Consider the following 15,799-nt stretch of genomic DNA (forward strand, 5'->3'; position numbering starts at 1 on the left):
GGGAAACGCGACCCGGGCGGGGCGGCCGGCAGCAGCACCCCGGCAGGCGCGGCGCAGGCCGCCCGACCCCGTATTCCCGCGGGTTTTCCGCTAGGCTTTCCGCTCCATTCCCCGCCCGCACCGCCGATGTCGTCGTTCAACCCCCGCCACAAGATCGCCACCCGCACCCGCCTGACCGAGGTCCGCTACGAGATCCGCGGCGAACTGGCGCGCCGCGCGCGCGAGCTGGAGGCCCAGGGCCGCAAGCTGATCAAGCTCAACATCGGCAACCCCGGCGCGTTCGGGTTCCGCGCGCCGGAGCATTTGCAGCGCGCGATCGCCGATCACATCCAGCGCACCGACCCCTATACCCACCAGCAGGGCCTGCCCGAGGCGCGCGAGGCGATCGCGGCGTTCCACAAGGCGCGCGGCACGCCGAATGCCAGCCCGGAGCGGGTATTCGTGGGCAACGGCGTGTCCGAGCTGATCGACATCGCCCTGCGCGCGCTGCTGAACCCCGGTGAGGAAGTGCTGGTGCCCTCGCCCGACTACCCGCTGTGGAGCGCGGCCACCATCCTCAACGACGGCCGCCCGGTCTATTACAAGCTGGACCGCGACAACGGCTTTTTGCCCGATCCCGAGCAGATCGAGTCGCTGGTGTCCTCGCGCACCCGCGCGATCGTGCTGATCAACCCCAACAATCCCACCGGTGCCAGCTATCCGCGCGCGCTGCTGGAGCGGATCGTGGAAATCGCGCGCCGCTACCGCCTGCTGCTGCTGGTGGACGAGATCTACGACGGCATCCTGTACGACGACGCCACCTTCCAGCCGGTGGCGCCGCTGGCCGGCGACCTGCCCTGCCTGAGCTTCGGCGGGCTGTCGAAGGTGCACCGCGCCTGCGGCTGGCGCATCGGCTGGGCGGTGCTGTCCGGCGACGCCCTGGCCTGCGGCGATTTCCACCACGCGATGGACCTGCTGGGCGCGCTGCGCCTGTGCGCGAACGTGCCCGGGCAGTTCGCGATCGAGCAGGCGCTGCACGGGGCCGACACCATCGGCGCGCTGGTCCGTCCCGGCGGCCGGCTGTACGAGACCCGGCGCGCGCTGATCGAATCCTGCGCGGCCAGCGAGCACCTGGCGCTGGTGCCGCCGGCCGGCGCGCTGTACGGCTTTCCGCGGGTGGTGGGCGCGGCGGCGCGCGACTTCGACGATCACGCCTTCGCGCTGGAGATGCTGGAGCAGGAGGACGTGCTGATCGTGCCCGGCACCAGCTTCAACGTGCCCTACCGCGACCATTTCCGGGTCACCCTGCTGCCCGAGGCGGACGTGCTGCGCGAGGTGTTCGCGCGGATCGAGCGCGTGCTGGCGCGCCGCGCCGAGCAGGCCGAGCGCCCCAGCGCGGTGGCCTGAGCGGGCCTGAGCGGGCCTCGAGCCCCGGCGGGCGCCCCCGCCGGGGAATGTCGCCGGCTCAGTGGCCGGCGCTTTCCGCCTTCACCGGCACCAGCCGCAGGTCCTGGAAGTCGAAGCTGAAATCGGTCAGCGGCGACACCGGCTGCATGCGCAGTTCGCGGATGCGGCCGTCGGGATCCAGACTGAAGCTGGCAAAGGCATCCGCGTTCAGGCTGCGGTCGCGCCAGCGCACGATGAAGGTGTCGTGCTGCCAGTGCTGCAGATCGCCCAGCAGCTGCGCGGTCTTGCTGAACTGCATCTCCAGCCCGTTCTTGCCCTGGCGGATGCTGACATCGCCATACCACGGGTCGCGGTAGGTGCCGGCGTACTTCGCCAGCGGCAGCGACGGCGTGCTGGCGGCGTCGCGCGCGGCGACGTGCTTCTTCCAGTCCGCATCCGCATTGCCCTGGGCCTTGGCCTGCGCCGCCGCGTAGGCGTGCAGCCAGTCGTGGCCGTCCTGGCCCAGCAGCATGTCCAGCGCTTCAAAGGTGATCGCGTTGAACGCGGCCCCGACCTCGGCGCTGGTCAGCACCACGATGCCGACGCGCTCGTCCGGCAGCAGGGTCAGCCGCGACACCTGCCCCGGCCAGCCGCCGGTATGCCAGACCAGGCGATGGCCGGCGTAATCGGACAAATACCAGCCCTGCCCGTAGCCGAGGAAGTTCGGCACCGCCGGGGCCAGCGCGGGCACCGCCGGCTTGCCGACCGGGATCGGGGTCAGCATCGTCCACATCTCGCGCTGGCGCTCCTCGGAGAACAGCCGTTTGCCGCCGCTGCCCGGGATCTCGCCGCCGGCCAGCTGCAGGTTCATCCACTTGGCCAGGTCGTGCACGCTGGAATAGATGCCGCCGGCACCGGACACGTTGCGCCAGCTGGTCGGGCTCGCGATCGGCCGCAGGTCCTTGAAGTCGTACAGCGCGTTGCCCACCGCGACGTTGTCGCCGGGCACGAGGTCATCGCTGTTGTAGCGGGTCTCGGTCATCCCCAGCGGCTGCCAGATGCGGGTCTGCAGGAACTGCCTGTAGGGCATCCCGGACGCCTGCTCGATCACCAGCTGGGCCACCCCGAACAGGATGTTGTCGTAGGCGTACTGCTCGCGGAAGCCGCCGGTCAGCGGCACGTCCTTCAGGCGCTCGGCCACCTCGCGCGTCGTATAGGTGGTGGTGGGCCAGTACAGCAGATCGCCTGCCCCCAGGCTCAGGCCGCTGCGGTGCGCCAAGAGGTCGCGGATGCGCATCTCGTGGGTGACGTACGGATCGCTCATGCGGAACCACGGCAGGTGGTCGATCACGCGGTCGGTGGTCTTCAGCCTGCCGTCGTCCTGCAGCATGTTCAGCGAGGCGGCGGTGAACGCCTTGGTGTTGGAGGCGATCGCGAACAGGGTGTGGGCATCCACCTTCGCCGGCTTGCCCAGCTCGCGCACGCCGTAGCCGCGCTCCATCACCACCCGGCCATCCTTGACGATGGCCACCGCCACGCCCGGCACCTGGAACTGCTGCTGCACCGCCTGCACGAACGCATCGAAGCGCGCCAGCCGCGCCGCGTCCGGCAGCGGCGCCGTCAGCCGGGCGCGGGTGTCGTCGATCAGGAACGGCTTCGATGCCGTGCGCTCGGCCTGCTGCGCGTGCAGCGGGAAGGCGACGGCCAGGGTCAGCGCCAGAGCAACGGCCAACGGGGCGATGCGCATGTCGGGGGTTCCTTGCGAGGGGAAAGCCCGAGTATGCCGCGTCACACCCGCGGCGCGACCGGCCATCGGTCACGCCCCGCCGCACGCGGTGGCCGCCGATAATGCGCGGATGCGAACGCCCGACACCACCCGCGCCCTCTGGCAGATCCACTTCTGCGTCCTGCTGTGGGGCTTCACCGCCATCCTCGGGAAATTGATCACACTGCCGGCGCTGCCGCTGGTGTGGTGGCGGATGCTGATCGTGGTGGCCGCGCTGGCGCTGCTGCCGCGGGTGTGGCGCAGCCTGCGCGCGATGCCACCGCGCACGCGCTGGGCCTACGCCGGGATCGGCGCGCTGGTGGCGTTGCACTGGCTCACCTTCTACGGCGCGATCAAGCTGGCCAACGCCTCGGTGGCGGCCACCTGCATTGCGTTTGCCACCCCGATGACCGCGCTGGTGGAACCGGCCCTGACCCGCCAGCGCTTCCGCCCTGGCGACCTGCTGCTGGGGCTGGCCGCGCTACCGGGAATCTGGCTGGTGGTCGGCGGAGTGCCGGCCGGGATGCACGCGGGGATCGTGACCGGAGTGGTATCGGCGTTGTTCGTGGCGGTGTTTTCCAGCCTCAACAAACGCATGGTGGAGGCTGGCGATGCGCTCACCGTCACCGCGCTGGAGCTCGGCGCCGGCGTGCTCACCCTGAGCCTGCTGGCACCGCTGATGCCGCACCTGGTGCCCGCCTTCGCCGGGCCGCTGCTGGTGCTGCCGGCCGGGCTGGACGTGCTGTGGCTGCTGGTGCTGGCGCTGGCCTGCACCCTGCTGCCGTTCGCGCTGTGCCTGGTGGCGCTGCGCCACCTGTCGGCGTTCACCGCGCAGCTGTCGATCAACCTCGAACCGGTCTATGCGATCCTGCTGGCGGCGCTGCTATTCGGCGAGCAGCAGGAGCTCTCGCCGCGCTTCTACGGCGGCGTGGCCATCATCCTGGCGGTGGTGTTCACGCAGGGCCTGCTGGCCGGGCGGCGGCAGCCGGCGCATGCCGAGCAGGCGGCGATCAGCGAAGCCCACCACGTGGCCGACTGACCCAAGCACTGCAAGACATGGCAGGCTAACGGCATGTATCTGGCGTATTACGGCCTCACCGAGCCGCCATTCTCGCTCACCCCCGACCCGCGCTTCGTGCACTTGAGCGAACGCCACCGGGACGCGCTGGCGCACCTGCTGTACGGGATCGACCAGGGCGGCGGCGGCGGCTTCGTGCAGCTCACCGGCGAAGTCGGCACCGGCAAGACCACCCTGAGCCGGCTGCTGCTGGAACAGCTGCCGGCGCACACGCGGGTGGCGCTGGTGCTGAATCCGCGCCAGACCCCGGTGGAACTGCTCGAAACCATCTGTGAGGAACTCAAGATCCCGATCGACGTCCGCCGCGGCAGCGCCAAGGCGCTGGTGGATGCGCTCAATGCCTATCTGCTGGACGCCTATGCGCAGGGCCTGCGGGTGGTGGTGCTGATCGACGAGGCGCAGAACCTGCCGCCGGACACCCTGGAGCAGGTGCGGCTGCTGACCAATCTGGAAACCGCCACCCAGAAACTGCTGCAGATCGTGCTGCTGGGCCAGCCGGAGCTGCGCACCCTGCTGGCGCGCCCGGAGCTGCGCCAGCTGGCGCAGCGGATCACCGCGCGCTATCACCTGCTGCCGCTGGATCCGGCCGAAACCGAGGCCTATCTGCGCCACCGCTGGCGGGTGGCCGGCGGCACCCGCTTTCCGTTCGATGCCGGCGCAGTGCGCCGCCTGCATGCGCGCGCCGGCGGGGTGCCGCGGCTGCTGAACGTGATCGCCGAACGCGCGCTGCTGGCCGGCTATGCGCGCGATGCGCTCACTATCGACCGCCGCCTGGTGGATGCCGCTGCCGCCGAAGTGCTGCCGCCGCCGGCGCGCCCGCAGCGCCTGCGCACCGGCGCGATCGCCGCCGGCGTGGCGGTGATCGCACTGGCCGCGCTGCTGCTGGCGCTGGCCTGGCGCCGCCCGGCGGCAAGCCCCACCGCGAGTCCTGCGCCGACCGCCGCCGCGACGCCAGCTGCACCCGCCGGCGCAACGCCTGCCGCAGCGCGCATCCCGCGGCTGGAAGCCGGCGCGCTGGCGATGCGCCTGCGCGCTGCCGAGGCCAGCCCCGCACCGGCCTGGCAGGCGCTGCTGCAGCTGTGGGAGCTGCCGGCGCGCGCGGTCACGGTCGCCCCCGACGGCCCCTGCACGCCCGCCACGGCGACGCCGGACCTGCACTGCGTGCAGGGCCGCGCGCGGCTGGACACCCTGATGGCACTGGATCGCCCGCTGCTGCTGCGCCTGCGCGACGGCACCGCCGGCGCCTGGGCGGTGCTGCTGGGCGCGGATGCCCGCAACGTGCGCCTGCGCCTGGGCGCCACCGTGTTCGACCTCGACCGCAGCCTGCTGCAGGCGCACTGGGACGGCGAGTACACCGGGCTGTGGCGCGGCCCGGCCATGCTCGAAACCCCGCCGCGCCCGGGCGCCCGGGGCGCCGCGGTGGACTGGCTGTGGCTGCGCCTGCTGCCGCAGGCCGCGCAGCCTGGCGCGCCTTACGATGCCCGCCTGCGCGCGGCGGTGCGCGAGTTCCAGAGCGCGCACGGCCTGCCGGCGGACGGCGTGGCCGGCAGCCTGACCCTGATGGCCCTGGCCAATGGCTTGCCCGGCCCGCGCCTGCAGCGGGCGCTGGAGTGATGCGATGTCGCTGATCCTGGAAGCCCTGCGCAAATCCGAAGCCGAACGCCGCCGCGACCGCGCGCCCGACCTGCGGCTGGAGCTGCCGCCGGCACCGCTCTCGCGCGCGCCCACCGCCCGCCCGCTGCCATGGCTGGGCGCGATCGCGCTGGCCGTGCTGGCGCTGGCGCTCTGGCTTACCTTGCGCGAACGCGCACCGGCCGCCAGCGCACCGCCGACCAGCGCGCCCGCCGCCCGACCCGCAGTCGAAACACCGGGCCTCGCCACGCCGCTGCCGCAGGTGGTCGCGCATCCCGCGTCCACCGCCGCCACAGCGACGACCGCACCGGCCGCACCGGCCGCGCCGATCGCCGCCGCCTCGCTCCCGTCGCCGCCATCACCAGCACCTGTCGCCCCGCCATCTCCCGCACCCGCGCCCGCACCCGCGCCGGCGGCGGATGCCATCCCCGACATCGCCAGCACCGGCCTGCCGCCGGTGAAACTGAGCATGCACGTGTGGGACGCCGACCCCGCCCGCCGCTTCGTCATCCTCGACGGCCAGCGCATGGGCGAAGGCGACCGCAACGGCAGCCTCACCGTGGTGGCGATCGACCGCAAGGGCGTGGTGATCGAACGCGACGGCCAGCGCGCCCGCATCCCCCCTGCCATGACCGCCATGCCCACCATCGACTTCACCCTCGAGCCGCGATTTCATCGAACTCAACCAGCTGCTGAAACTGGCCGGCCTATGCGCTTCCGGCGGCGCCGGCAAGCAGCTGGTGGCCAGCGGCGCGGTGCAGGTGGACGGCACGCTGGAACTGCGCAAGACCGCCAAGATCCGCGCCGGCCAGCGGGTGCGGGTGGGCGCGATCGAGATCCGGGTGGCGGCGATGGACGCCTCGCCCTGAGGGCATCGGATCCGTGTGAGGAACACCGCGCCGGTGCGAATCATGGGGCGAGAAACGCACCGACGTGCGCACCGGGAACTCCATGCACACCTCCGCCGCCATGACCGATGCCCAGCGCCGCAGCGACTTCCAGGCGCTGTTCCAGCGTCACCGCGGGATCGTGTTCAAGGTCGCGCACACCTATGCGCGGCATCCCGAGGACCGCGCCGACCTGGTGCAGGAGATCGCCGCCCAGCTGTGGCGCTCCTTCCCCGAGTTCGACCCGCTGCGCAGCTTCACCACCTGGATGTACCGGGTGGCGCTGAACGTGGCGATCAGCCACGTGCGCACGCAGGCACTGCGCCACCGGCACGACGGCGGTTCACTGGAAGCGGCGCCGCAGGAGATCGCCGATACGCAGGCCCGCGAACCCGATGAACACCACGCGCAGCAACAGCAGATCGCGCTGCTGCAACGCTTCATCCAGCACCAGCCACCGCTGGAACGCGCGTTGCTGCTGCTCTATCTGGACGAGCGTCCGCAGCGCGAGATCGCGGCCGTGCTTGGCCTGAGCGAAACCAATGTCTCCACCCGCATCGGCCGGCTGAAGCAGCGCCTGCGCGACGCGACCTGACCACGACGAATCACGGGAGAACGGGCGATGGAACCGGATGAGATCAAGGCGGCATGGCAGGCTCTGGACGCGCGCCTCGCGCGGCAGGAAGACCTGCAGCGCGAGCTGCTGCGCGGGCAGCACCAGCAGCAGGCGCAGCGCCAGCTGCGGCCGCTGCGGATCGGACTGCTGCTGCAGGCCCTGCTCGGCGTCGGGCTGGTGCTGCTGGGCGTCGGCTGCTGGCGCACCAATCCGGGCATTCCCGGCCTGCTGGCCACCGGCATCGCGCTGCACGCCTTCGGGGTGCTGCACATCGTGTTCGCGGTGGCGGTGCTGACGCTCACCGCCGGCATTCGGCCATCGTCCGCGGTGCTCACGATCCAGCGCCGGCTGCGCGCGCTGCTACGCCTGCAACGGCTCAATTCCGCCGTATGCGGAGCGCCCTGGTGGATCGGCTGGGTGCTGGTGGTGGTCGGCGTCGCCGGGCAGACGCCGGTCGCGCCGGGAACGCCGACCCCGGCCTGGGTCTGGGCCAGCCTCGCGCTGGGCCTGGCCGGCACGCTGGCGACCTGGGCCTGGATGGCGCGCTCGCTGCGCCGCCCCGACACTTCGCGCGGGTGGCTGGACGATGGCGCCGACGGCATTCGCCGCAGCCTGCGGCTGTACGAGGACGTGGCGCGCTTCGAGCGCGACTGAGGCGATGCCGGCCTAGTGCGCCGGCGATGCACCCTCTCCGCCGACGGCGTGTTCGGCCACACCGGCGCCGGCAGGCGGCGCATCCGGGATGGCCGGTGCGGGCTCCGGAGGCGGTGCGGCAGGCGGGATCGCCAGCACCGCACCGTCGAGCTCGGCCATCGGGCTTTCGATCGGGCACTTCGGGTCGGGGAAGCCGTAGCGTTCGCGCAGGGCCAGGCCGCACGCGTTGATGTCGGCGACGTCCTGGTGCGCGGCATCGGCCGGCTGCAGGCACTGCTGCTCGAAGGCGCGCCGGAAGGCGTCGCGGCGGCGCAGGAACGCGGTGCCGCAGGTCTGCGCCAGGCGGATGCGACCGAGGTCGTCCTCCACCGCATTCGCACCGGACAGACCAAAAGCCTCCAGTTCCTCGTCGGTCAGGATGCGCAGCTTGCGGTTGGGCACGGTGGTCATCAAGTCGTAGACCTCGATCGAGGCGCCATTGCGTTCGAGGTAGTTGCGCAGCTCGTCACTGATCCGGCGCAGCGCCTCGCCCAGCTCGCGCCGCGAGCGCACCAGTGACTGCAGCGCGATCATGCGGTGGATCCCCACCGGTCCGACGATCACGCGCATGTCGCCGGCGGCCAGGATCAGCACGCAGGCGCTGTAGCAGACCGAATCGCCACGCACCCAGATCGTCCAGTCGTTCTCGCCGATCGCATCGCCGGCGCGCATCGCCGCCTCCACGCTGCCGCCGCTGGAGTCGATATCGAGGATGCGCTTGCCGATCCCCAGATCACCGGCGACCTTGCCGGCGCGCTCGGCCAGCGCGGCGAAGCTGGCGGTGACCTTGCCCTTGTAGCGCAGCCGCATCAGGCCGGTGGCGCGGCAGTCCTGCATGGTCTTGCGCAGGTCGAGGTAGGCCAGCGAGAGCACCGGGCGGCCGTCGCCCTGGTGGTAGTCGGCGCTGCAGTCGATCCACGCATCGCCCGCCTCCAGCCGCTGCGGCGACCAGTCGATCTCGGCCTGCGGCTTGCGCTGCACGCGCGGAGCCGGCGGTGCGATCGGCGTAGCAGCGGCCTCGGGGGCGGGTTCCGGTGGACGGCTGCAGGCAGCGGCCAGCAGGCAGGACAGGGACAACAACCAGCGCAGGCGCATCGCGGGGATCGGTAGGAGGTCGCGGCCAGTCTAGTGGCCCGGCGCGGCGCTGCCCACAACCGCGGGTGAACCCGGCCGCGGCCGGCCTGCGCTGCAAACCTGCGATCATGGGCCATGCAGACCCCCGCCACGTTCGCCGACCTCGCACTGCCGCCCGCGCTCGCGCCCGGCCTCGACGCCCTCGGCTACACCGCGCTCACGCCGGTGCAGGCGCAGGCCCTCCCCGCCATCCTCGCCGGCCGCGACCTGATCGCGCAGGCGCCCACCGGCAGCGGCAAGACCGCGGCCTTCGGGCTGGGCCTGCTGCAGCGGATCGACCCCGCAACCGGCGGCACGCAGGCGCTGGTGCTCTGCCCCACCCGCGAGCTGGCCGACCAGGTGGGCAAGCAGCTGCGCAAGCTGGCCACCGGCATCGCCAACCTCAAGCTGTCGGTGCTGTGCGGCGGGATCCCGCTGGCGCCGCAGCTGGCCTCGCTGGCGCATCCACCGCACGTGGTGGTGGGCACGCCCGGGCGCGTGCTGGAACTGGTGCAGAAGGACGCGCTGGATCTGCGCGGCGTGCGCGTGCTGGTGCTGGACGAGGCCGACCGCATGCTGGACATGGGCTTCGACGAACCGATCCGCGCGCTGGCCAGGCGCACCCCGAAGGACCGCCAGGGGCTGTTGTTCTCGGCCACCTTTCCCGACGCCATCCGCACCCTGGCCACCGCCATGCTGCGCGCGCCGGTGGAAGTCAGCGTGGGCGGCGGCGGGCAGCCGGCGACGATCGAGGCGCGCTTCTTCGAGGCCGACCCGGCGCGGCGCGCCCCGCAGCTGGCCGCGCTGCTGCTGCAGTTCAACCCGGCCTCCACCGTGGTGTTCTGCAACATGCGCAAGGACACCGAAGAGGTCGTGGCCTCGCTGGCGCACTACGGCTTCGACGCGCTGGCCCTGCACGGCGACATGGAGCAGCGCGACCGCGAGGAAGTGCTGGTGCGCTTTTCCAACCGCAGCTGCAACGTGCTGGTGGCCAGCGACGTGGCCGCGCGCGGGCTGGACATCGACGACATCGGCGCGGTGGTGAACTTCGAGCTTCCCACCGACGTCGACACCTACCTGCACCGCATCGGCCGCACCGGCCGCGCCGGGCGCGACGGCCTCGCCCTGAGCCTGGTCGCCGAGAAGGAGCGCGGACGCGCCACCCTGATCGAGGAACGCCAGGGAACCCCGATCCGCTTCGAACGCATCGCCGCGCTGGACGGCAAGCCGCGCGGCGTGCCGCAGGCGGCGATGGCGACGCTGCGCATCGATGCCGGCCGCACCGACAAGCTGCGCCCCGGCGATATCGTCGGCGCGCTGACTGGTGAGGCCGGGCTGCACAAGGACGCGATCGGCAAGATCGACGTCTATCCCACCCGCAGCTACGTCGCCATCGCACGCGCGCAGGCCGACCGCGCGCTGGAGCGCCTGCGCGCCGGCAGGATCAAGGGCCGCCGTCTGCGCCTCCACCGGCTGTAGCCGGCGAAGGCGGTGCTCACTGCGACTGTGCGGCCAGCACCCGCCGCACCAGTGCCAACGACGCCATGGCCACCAGGCTGGCACCGGCCACCATCACCACCTCGAACGGCCACAGGTTGTGCGAGGTGGGGTCGCGCGCGGTGTCCAGCACGATGCGCAGCAGCACGAACGCCACCGCGGCCGCCGGCACCGCCGCCAGCCAGCGCCATCCGCCGCGCCAGCGCCAGAGGGCCCAAAGCGGCCAGCCGATGCCGGCCCCCGCCAGCCCGAGCATCAGCAGCATGAAGCCGCTGAACCACACCATCGCCCCGGCCGACGGCGGCACCTGCGCCGCCTGCGCACGCAGCTGGTCGGCGCGCGCATGTTCCTGCGCACGCAGCGCCGCCACCCAGCCCGGTGGCGCGCCCGGCGCCGGGGCATCGGCCTCGACCGTCACCGACAGCGGCCAGCGCGCGATTTCCGGGGTGCTCGCGGGGCGGCCATCGCCGGCACTGACGCGCACCTCGTCCACCTGCCCCGGCTTGAACAGGAAGAAGAACCCGAGCGCCTCGCCATCGCCGGAATACTGCAGCGACGGGCTGCTGCCCGCCTCCACCGGGCGTCCACGGAAATACGGACGCGCCCACAGGTGGACCGGCGCCGGCGCGGCATAGCCGATGCGCAGGTACACCGCCTGGTTCGGCGGCACCCGGATCTCGGGTCCAGGCGGGAAGGTCTCGCGCAGCTCCACCACAGGCGTTGCCGCGGCCTGCGCCCGCACCGGCCCCGCGAACACGCCCAGCAGCACCAGCCACCCGGCACACGCCACCCCTTTCCATCCGCGCATCCGCGTCCCCTCCGCCCTGCGTCGGCGCGAGTCTAACCCCGCCCGGGCCGGGTGCCTGCAGGCCGGCCGCCGCGCGACTGCCTCAGTACGGCCGGCCGTCCTTGTGGGTGAACACCCAGCCGCCCGTCGCGGTTCCGACCGCCACGAGGTCGTCGTCGGGATACACGACCGAATCGTTCGGGGGTGCGGTCGCCCACCTCGAGGTACACCGCCTCGCGGTCGCTCTCGTTGACGAGGTGGTGGGCATCGCCGCTGCCGGCCTTGAAGCCGGCGCACATGCCCGGCGCGAGCCGGGTGCGGCCGGCATCGGTGACCAGCGTCGGCTCGCCTTCCAGCACGTAGATGAACTCATCCTGCAGGGCATGCGCATGCCGCAGCGCGGACACCGCGCCGGGCGCCAGCCGGGTCAGGTTGACCCCGAAATTCGCAAGCCCGAACAGGGTTCCAAGTGGCTGTTGACCCGGCCGGCCATGCGCGCGGCGAACGGCGGCGGATACAGGGATAGCGCATTGCGCGGCGGCGCGTCGTGGGCCGCGATGGCAACGGGAGGTGTCGGCTCGCTCATGGGATGCACTCGGAAGAAGGGATTGGAAACACTGCGGAGGGAGCGAGCATCGCTCGCCGCGAGGGCGATGCCGAAGGCAGCGCCTGTCCACACCACGGGTTCACTGCGTCGCGATCTCCCCGCAGCGCGCGTTCGAACACCTCCGGCGGCTGGCCGCCGGAAATCAGGTGCCTGCGCTCCACGATCACGGCGGGCACGCTGCGGATGCCCAGGTTCTGGAAAAACTGCTCGGCGGCACGCACCGCATCTGCGAACTCGCCGCCGTCCAGAACCGCGCGCGCGCGCTGCGCGTCCAGGCCCACCCCGGCCGCGATCTCCGCCAGCACCGCGCGGTCGCTGATGTCGAGGCCCTCGCTGAAGTTGGCCACCAGCAGCGCGCGCTTCAGCGGCAGCTGGCGCTCCGGCGCTTCCACTTCCGCCCAGTGCAGCAGGCGATGCGCGTCGAAGGTGTTCCAGGTGCGGCTGCGCGCGTTGAAGTCGAAGGTGAAGCCCAACTCGGCGCCGCGCTCGCGGATGCGCGCCTGGTTCTCGGCCAGCTGCGCATCGTCCATCCCGTACTTGCGCTTGAGGTTCTCGGCCACGTCCATGCCGCCGGGCGGCATGTTCGGGTCCAGCTCGAACGGCTGGAAGTGCAGCTCCGCCGCCACCTCGCCCTGCAGCCGCCGCAAGGCCTGCTCCAACGAAGCCAGCCCCACCGCGCACCACGGGCAGACCACGTCGGAGACGAAATCGATGCGCAGCGTCTTCGGCATCGGCGCGCTCATGGCAGCATCGGCAGCTTGAGGCCCTGCTCCCGCGCGCACGCCTGCGCGATCTCGTAGCCCGCGTCGGCATGCCGCATCACGCCGGTGCCGGGGTCGTTCCACAGCACGCGGGCGATGCGCTTGTCGGCGGCATCGGTGCCGTCGCAGACGATGACCACGCCGCTGTGCTGCGAGTAGCCCATACCGACGCCGCCGCCGTGGTGCAGGCTGACCCAGGTCGCGCCGCCGGCGACGTTGAGCATGGCGTTGAGCAGCGGCCAGTCGGAGACGGCATCAGAGCCGTCGCGCATCGCTTCGGTCTCGCGGTTCGGCGAGGCGACGCTGCCGGAATCCAGATGGTCGCGGCCGATCACGATCGGCGCCTTCAGCTCGCCGTTGCGCACCATGGCGTTGAACGCCAGGCCCAGCTTGTGGCGCAGGCCCAGGCCCACCCAGCAGATGCGCGCCGGCAGGCCCTGAAGCTGATGCGCTCGCGCGCCATGTCCAGCCAGCGGTGCAGGTGCGGATCGTCCGGAATCAGCTCCTTCACCTTGGCGTCGGTCCTGTAGATGTCCTCCGGATCGCCGGAGAGCGCCACCCAGCGGAACGGGCCGATGCCGCGGCAGAACAGCGGCCGCACGTAGGCCGGCACGAAACCGGGGAAGTCGAAGGCGTTCTTGCAGCCCTCGTCGAACGCCATCTGGCGGATGTTGTTGCCGTAGTCGACGGTGGGGATGCCCTGCGCGTGAAAGGCCAGCATGGCCTCGACATGCACGCGCATCGACTGCTTGGCCGCGTCGCGCACCTTGTCCGGGTTCGACTTCTGCGCGTCCAGCCACCGCTCCACGCTCCAGCCGACCGGCAGGTAGCCGTGCACCGGGTCGTGCGCGCTGGTCTGGTCGGTGACGCAATCGGGGCGCACGCCGCGGCGCACCAGCTCCGGCAGGAGCTCCGCCGCGTTGCCGAGCAGCGCGATCGACTTGGCCTCGCCCGCCTTGGTGTATTTCCCGATGCGGGCCAAGGCGTCGTCGAGGTCGGTGGCCTGCTCGTCCACGTAGCGGGTGCGCAGGCGGAAGTCGATGCTCGACTGCCGGCATTCGATGGTGAGGCTGCACGCGCCGGCCAGCGAGGCCGCCAGCGGCTGCGCGCCGCCCATGCCGCCCAGGCCCGCGGTCAGGATCCAGCGCCCTTTCAGCGAGCCGCCGTAGTGCTGGCGGCCCATCTCCACGAAGGTCTCGTAGGTGCCCTGCACGATGCCCTGCGAGCCGATATAGATCCACGAGCCGGCCGTCATCTGGCCGTACATCATCAGGCCCTTGCGATCGAGCGCGTTGAAGTGCTCCCAGGTCGCCCAGTGCGGCACCAGGTTGGAGTTGGCGATCAACACCCGCGGCGCGTCGGGATGGGTGGGGAACACGCCCACCGGCTTGCCGGACTGTACCAGCAGGGTCTCGTCGTCGCCGAGGGTCTTCAGTGTTTCAAGGATCTTGTCGAAACACTCCCAGTCGCGCGCGGCGCGACCGATACCGCCATACACCACCAAATCTTCCGGACGCTCGGCCACGTCGGGGTCGAGGTTGTTCTGCAGCATCCGGAACGGCGCCTCGGTCAGCCACGAGCGGCAGGTCAGCGTGCTGCCGCGCGGTGCGCGGATGCGGCGGGAGGGATCGTGGCGGTTGGACATCGGTAGCGGCTCCTGGAACGAAGCAGTAATTATCGCATCGCGCCCGCCACCGGCCGGTCATGGTCGCCGGCTATCATCGACGGATGCGCGCCGTCCTCACCTCCCTGCTCACCACTGCGCTGCTGGCCGTGGCCGGCTGCGCCAGTCCTCCCGCTCCCCGCCCCGCGACCGCGGCGACCACCGCTGCCACGGCTCCCACCCGCGCCGTCGCGCCGGTGCTGTTGATCTCGATCGACGGCCTGCGCCCGGACGATCTGGCCGATGCGCCCACCCTGCAGGCACTGGCCGCGACCGGCGTGCGCGCGCAGTGGATGAATCCGTCGTTCCCGACGCTGACCTTCCCCAACCACTACACCCTGGTGACCGGGCTGCGCCCCGACCATCACGGCATCGTGAACAACAGCATGCGCGACCCGGTACTGGGGCGGTTCGCGCTGAACGACCGCCAGGCCGTGAGCGATGGCCGCTGGTGGGAAGGCGGCGAGCCGATCTGGGTCACCGCGCACAGGGCCGGGCTGCGCACCGCCACCATGTTCTGGCCAGGCAGCGAAGCCGCGATCCACGGCGTGCGTCCGGACGAATGGCATCCCTTCGACGCCGGGATCACCCCGGCCCAGCGCGTGGACACCGTGCTCGGCTGGCTGCGGGCGCCGCCTGCGCAGCGGCCCGCGTTCATGACCCTGTATTTCGACCAGGTCGATCATGCCGAGCACGATGCCGGCCCCGGTAGCCCGCCTGCGCGCGCCGCGGTCGCCGAGGTGGACGCCGCGCTCGCGCGCCTGGTCGAGGGCTTGCGCCAGCGCGGGATGCTGGACGCCCTCAACATCGTGGTGGTCTCCGACCACGGCATGGCGCGTGTGCCGGACGGCCAGGTGGTGACGGTGGACACGCTGGTGCCGGCGGACATCGCCGAGGTGGAAACCGCCGGCCAGGTGGTCGGCATCCGCCCGCGGCCCGGCCATGCGGCCGAGGCCGAGGCGCGCCTGCTCGGCCGCCATCCGCACTACGCATGCTGGCGCAAGGGCGAACTGCCGGCGCGCTGGCACTACGGCACGCATCCGCGCATCCCGCCGATCGTGTGCCTGATGGATGAAGGCTGGGACGCACTGTCTCCCGGCTGGAAGACCAAGCGCCGCCCGGGCGACCGCGGCTCGCACGGCTTCGACCCGGCGCTGCCGTCGATGCGCGCGGTGTTCATCGCGCACGGGCCGGCGTTCAATCCCGGCACGCTGCTGCCACCGTTCGACAACGTGGACGTGTACCCGCTGCTGGCGTTTCTGCTGCACCTGCCGCCGGCGGCGAACGACGGCGACCTGGCACCGCTGCGGCCGGGGCTGCGCGAGGCGCGCTGAA

General features: G+C 71.9%; 11 protein-coding genes and 4 pseudogenes. 9 read left to right on the forward strand and 6 right to left on the reverse strand.

The genetic code is table 11. The features are described 5' to 3' along the window. Positions 1-126: 126 nt before the first annotated feature. Positions 127-1,386, forward strand: a complete 1,260-nt coding sequence (locus LJB71_RS13045; RefSeq protein ID WP_259304514.1) for an aminotransferase class I/II-fold pyridoxal phosphate-dependent enzyme — start codon at positions 127-129, stop codon at positions 1,384-1,386. 58 nt (positions 1,387-1,444) lie between these two features. Here the strand turns inward: LJB71_RS13045 and LJB71_RS13050 are convergent, their stop codons facing one another. Beyond that, entirely contained in the window at positions 1,445-3,112 is a 1,668-nt protein-coding gene (locus tag LJB71_RS13050; RefSeq protein WP_259304515.1) for a serine hydrolase, read from the reverse strand. A gap of 109 nt (positions 3,113-3,221) precedes the next feature. Here LJB71_RS13050 and LJB71_RS13055 point away from each other — a divergent pair, with 109 nt between their 5' ends. The 6 genes and pseudogenes from LJB71_RS13055 to LJB71_RS13080 all read left to right on the forward strand — a co-directional run bounded on the left by LJB71_RS13055 (position 3,222) and on the right by LJB71_RS13080 (position 7,997). Then, positions 3,222-4,169: a DMT family transporter gene (locus LJB71_RS13055; RefSeq protein WP_259304516.1), complete on the forward strand. Its 948-nt coding sequence runs from the start codon at positions 3,222-3,224 to the stop codon at positions 4,167-4,169. Between the two features lie 33 nt (positions 4,170-4,202). Continuing rightward, positions 4,203-5,822, forward strand: a complete 1,620-nt coding sequence (locus LJB71_RS13060) for an AAA family ATPase (protein ID WP_259304517.1) — start codon at positions 4,203-4,205, stop codon at positions 5,820-5,822. A gap of 4 nt (positions 5,823-5,826) precedes the next feature. Beyond that, positions 5,827-6,450: pseudogene (locus tag LJB71_RS13065) on the forward strand (general secretion pathway protein GspB); the annotation flags it as partial. Positions 6,451-6,477: 27 nt separating this feature from the next. Then, positions 6,478-6,709, forward strand: a pseudogene (locus LJB71_RS13070) (RNA-binding S4 domain-containing protein). Between the two features lie 82 nt (positions 6,710-6,791). Then, positions 6,792-7,322, forward strand: coding sequence for a sigma-70 family RNA polymerase sigma factor (locus LJB71_RS13075; protein WP_259304518.1), 531 nt, complete (start codon positions 6,792-6,794; stop codon positions 7,320-7,322). 27 nt (positions 7,323-7,349) lie between these two features. Further along, a complete protein-coding gene (locus tag LJB71_RS13080; RefSeq protein WP_259304519.1) occupies positions 7,350-7,997 on the forward strand; it encodes a hypothetical protein in 648 nt (215 codons plus the stop codon). Positions 7,998-8,009: 12 nt separating this feature from the next. Here LJB71_RS13080 and LJB71_RS13085 read toward each other — a convergent pair whose 3' ends face one another. Further along, positions 8,010-9,113, reverse strand: a complete 1,104-nt coding sequence (locus LJB71_RS13085; RefSeq protein ID WP_259304520.1) for a hypothetical protein — start codon at positions 9,111-9,113, stop codon at positions 8,010-8,012. A gap of 132 nt (positions 9,114-9,245) precedes the next feature. On the opposite strand from LJB71_RS13085, the gene dbpA reads away from it, so the two are divergent. Further along, complete coding sequence (gene dbpA / locus LJB71_RS13090; RefSeq protein WP_259304521.1) at positions 9,246-10,628, forward strand: ATP-dependent RNA helicase DbpA; 1,383 nt, start codon at positions 9,246-9,248, stop codon at positions 10,626-10,628. Positions 10,629-10,644: 16 nt separating this feature from the next. On the opposite strand, the gene LJB71_RS13095 is transcribed toward dbpA, so the two are convergent. The 4 genes and pseudogenes from LJB71_RS13095 to hutU form a co-directional block, all read right to left on the reverse strand. Then, positions 10,645-11,436, reverse strand: coding sequence for a hypothetical protein (locus LJB71_RS13095; RefSeq protein WP_259304522.1), 792 nt, complete (start codon positions 11,434-11,436; stop codon positions 10,645-10,647). Between the two features lie 100 nt (positions 11,437-11,536). After that, positions 11,537-12,019: pseudogene (locus LJB71_RS13100) on the reverse strand (cupin domain-containing protein). Continuing rightward, the gene (locus LJB71_RS13105) at positions 12,016-12,783 is read right to left on the reverse strand and encodes a DsbA family oxidoreductase (protein ID WP_259304523.1); all 768 of its coding nucleotides are present in this window, start codon (positions 12,781-12,783) and stop codon (positions 12,016-12,018) included. The pseudogene LJB71_RS13100 and the gene LJB71_RS13105 overlap by 4 nt, the downstream one beginning before the upstream one ends. After that, positions 12,780-14,446 (reverse strand): annotated as a pseudogene (gene hutU / locus LJB71_RS13110) (urocanate hydratase). Before hutU ends, LJB71_RS13105 begins: the two are co-directional and overlap by 4 nt. An 83-nt stretch (positions 14,447-14,529) precedes the next feature. On the opposite strand from hutU, the gene LJB71_RS13115 reads away from it, so the two are divergent. Continuing rightward, complete coding sequence (locus LJB71_RS13115) at positions 14,530-15,798, forward strand: ectonucleotide pyrophosphatase/phosphodiesterase (RefSeq protein ID WP_259304524.1); 1,269 nt, start codon at positions 14,530-14,532, stop codon at positions 15,796-15,798. The last annotated feature ends 1 nt before the right edge of the window (position 15,799 follow it).

Origin of the sequence: Thermomonas sp. S9, assembly GCF_024704365.1 — a bacterium.
In the GTDB taxonomy this organism is placed as follows: Bacteria; Pseudomonadota; Gammaproteobacteria; order Xanthomonadales; family Xanthomonadaceae; genus Thermomonas.

Coding starts and splice junctions, on each gene's coding strand:
- LJB71_RS13055 (WP_259304516.1), top strand. CDS start 3,222: ATGCGAACGCCCGACACCACCCGCGCCCTCTGGCAGATCCACTTCTGC.
- LJB71_RS13075 (WP_259304518.1), top strand. CDS start 6,792: ATGCACACCTCCGCCGCCATGACCGATGCCCAGCGCCGCAGCGACTTC.
- LJB71_RS13050 (WP_259304515.1), bottom strand. CDS start 3,112: ATGCGCATCGCCCCGTTGGCCGTTGCTCTGGCGCTGACCCTGGCCGTC.
- dbpA (WP_259304521.1), top strand. CDS start 9,246: ATGCAGACCCCCGCCACGTTCGCCGACCTCGCACTGCCGCCCGCGCTC.
- LJB71_RS13105 (WP_259304523.1), bottom strand. CDS start 12,783: ATGAGCGCGCCGATGCCGAAGACGCTGCGCATCGATTTCGTCTCCGAC.
- LJB71_RS13060 (WP_259304517.1), top strand. CDS start 4,203: ATGTATCTGGCGTATTACGGCCTCACCGAGCCGCCATTCTCGCTCACC.
- LJB71_RS13115 (WP_259304524.1), top strand. CDS start 14,530: ATGCGCGCCGTCCTCACCTCCCTGCTCACCACTGCGCTGCTGGCCGTG.
- LJB71_RS13045 (WP_259304514.1), top strand. CDS start 127: ATGTCGTCGTTCAACCCCCGCCACAAGATCGCCACCCGCACCCGCCTG.
- LJB71_RS13080 (WP_259304519.1), top strand. CDS start 7,350: ATGGAACCGGATGAGATCAAGGCGGCATGGCAGGCTCTGGACGCGCGC.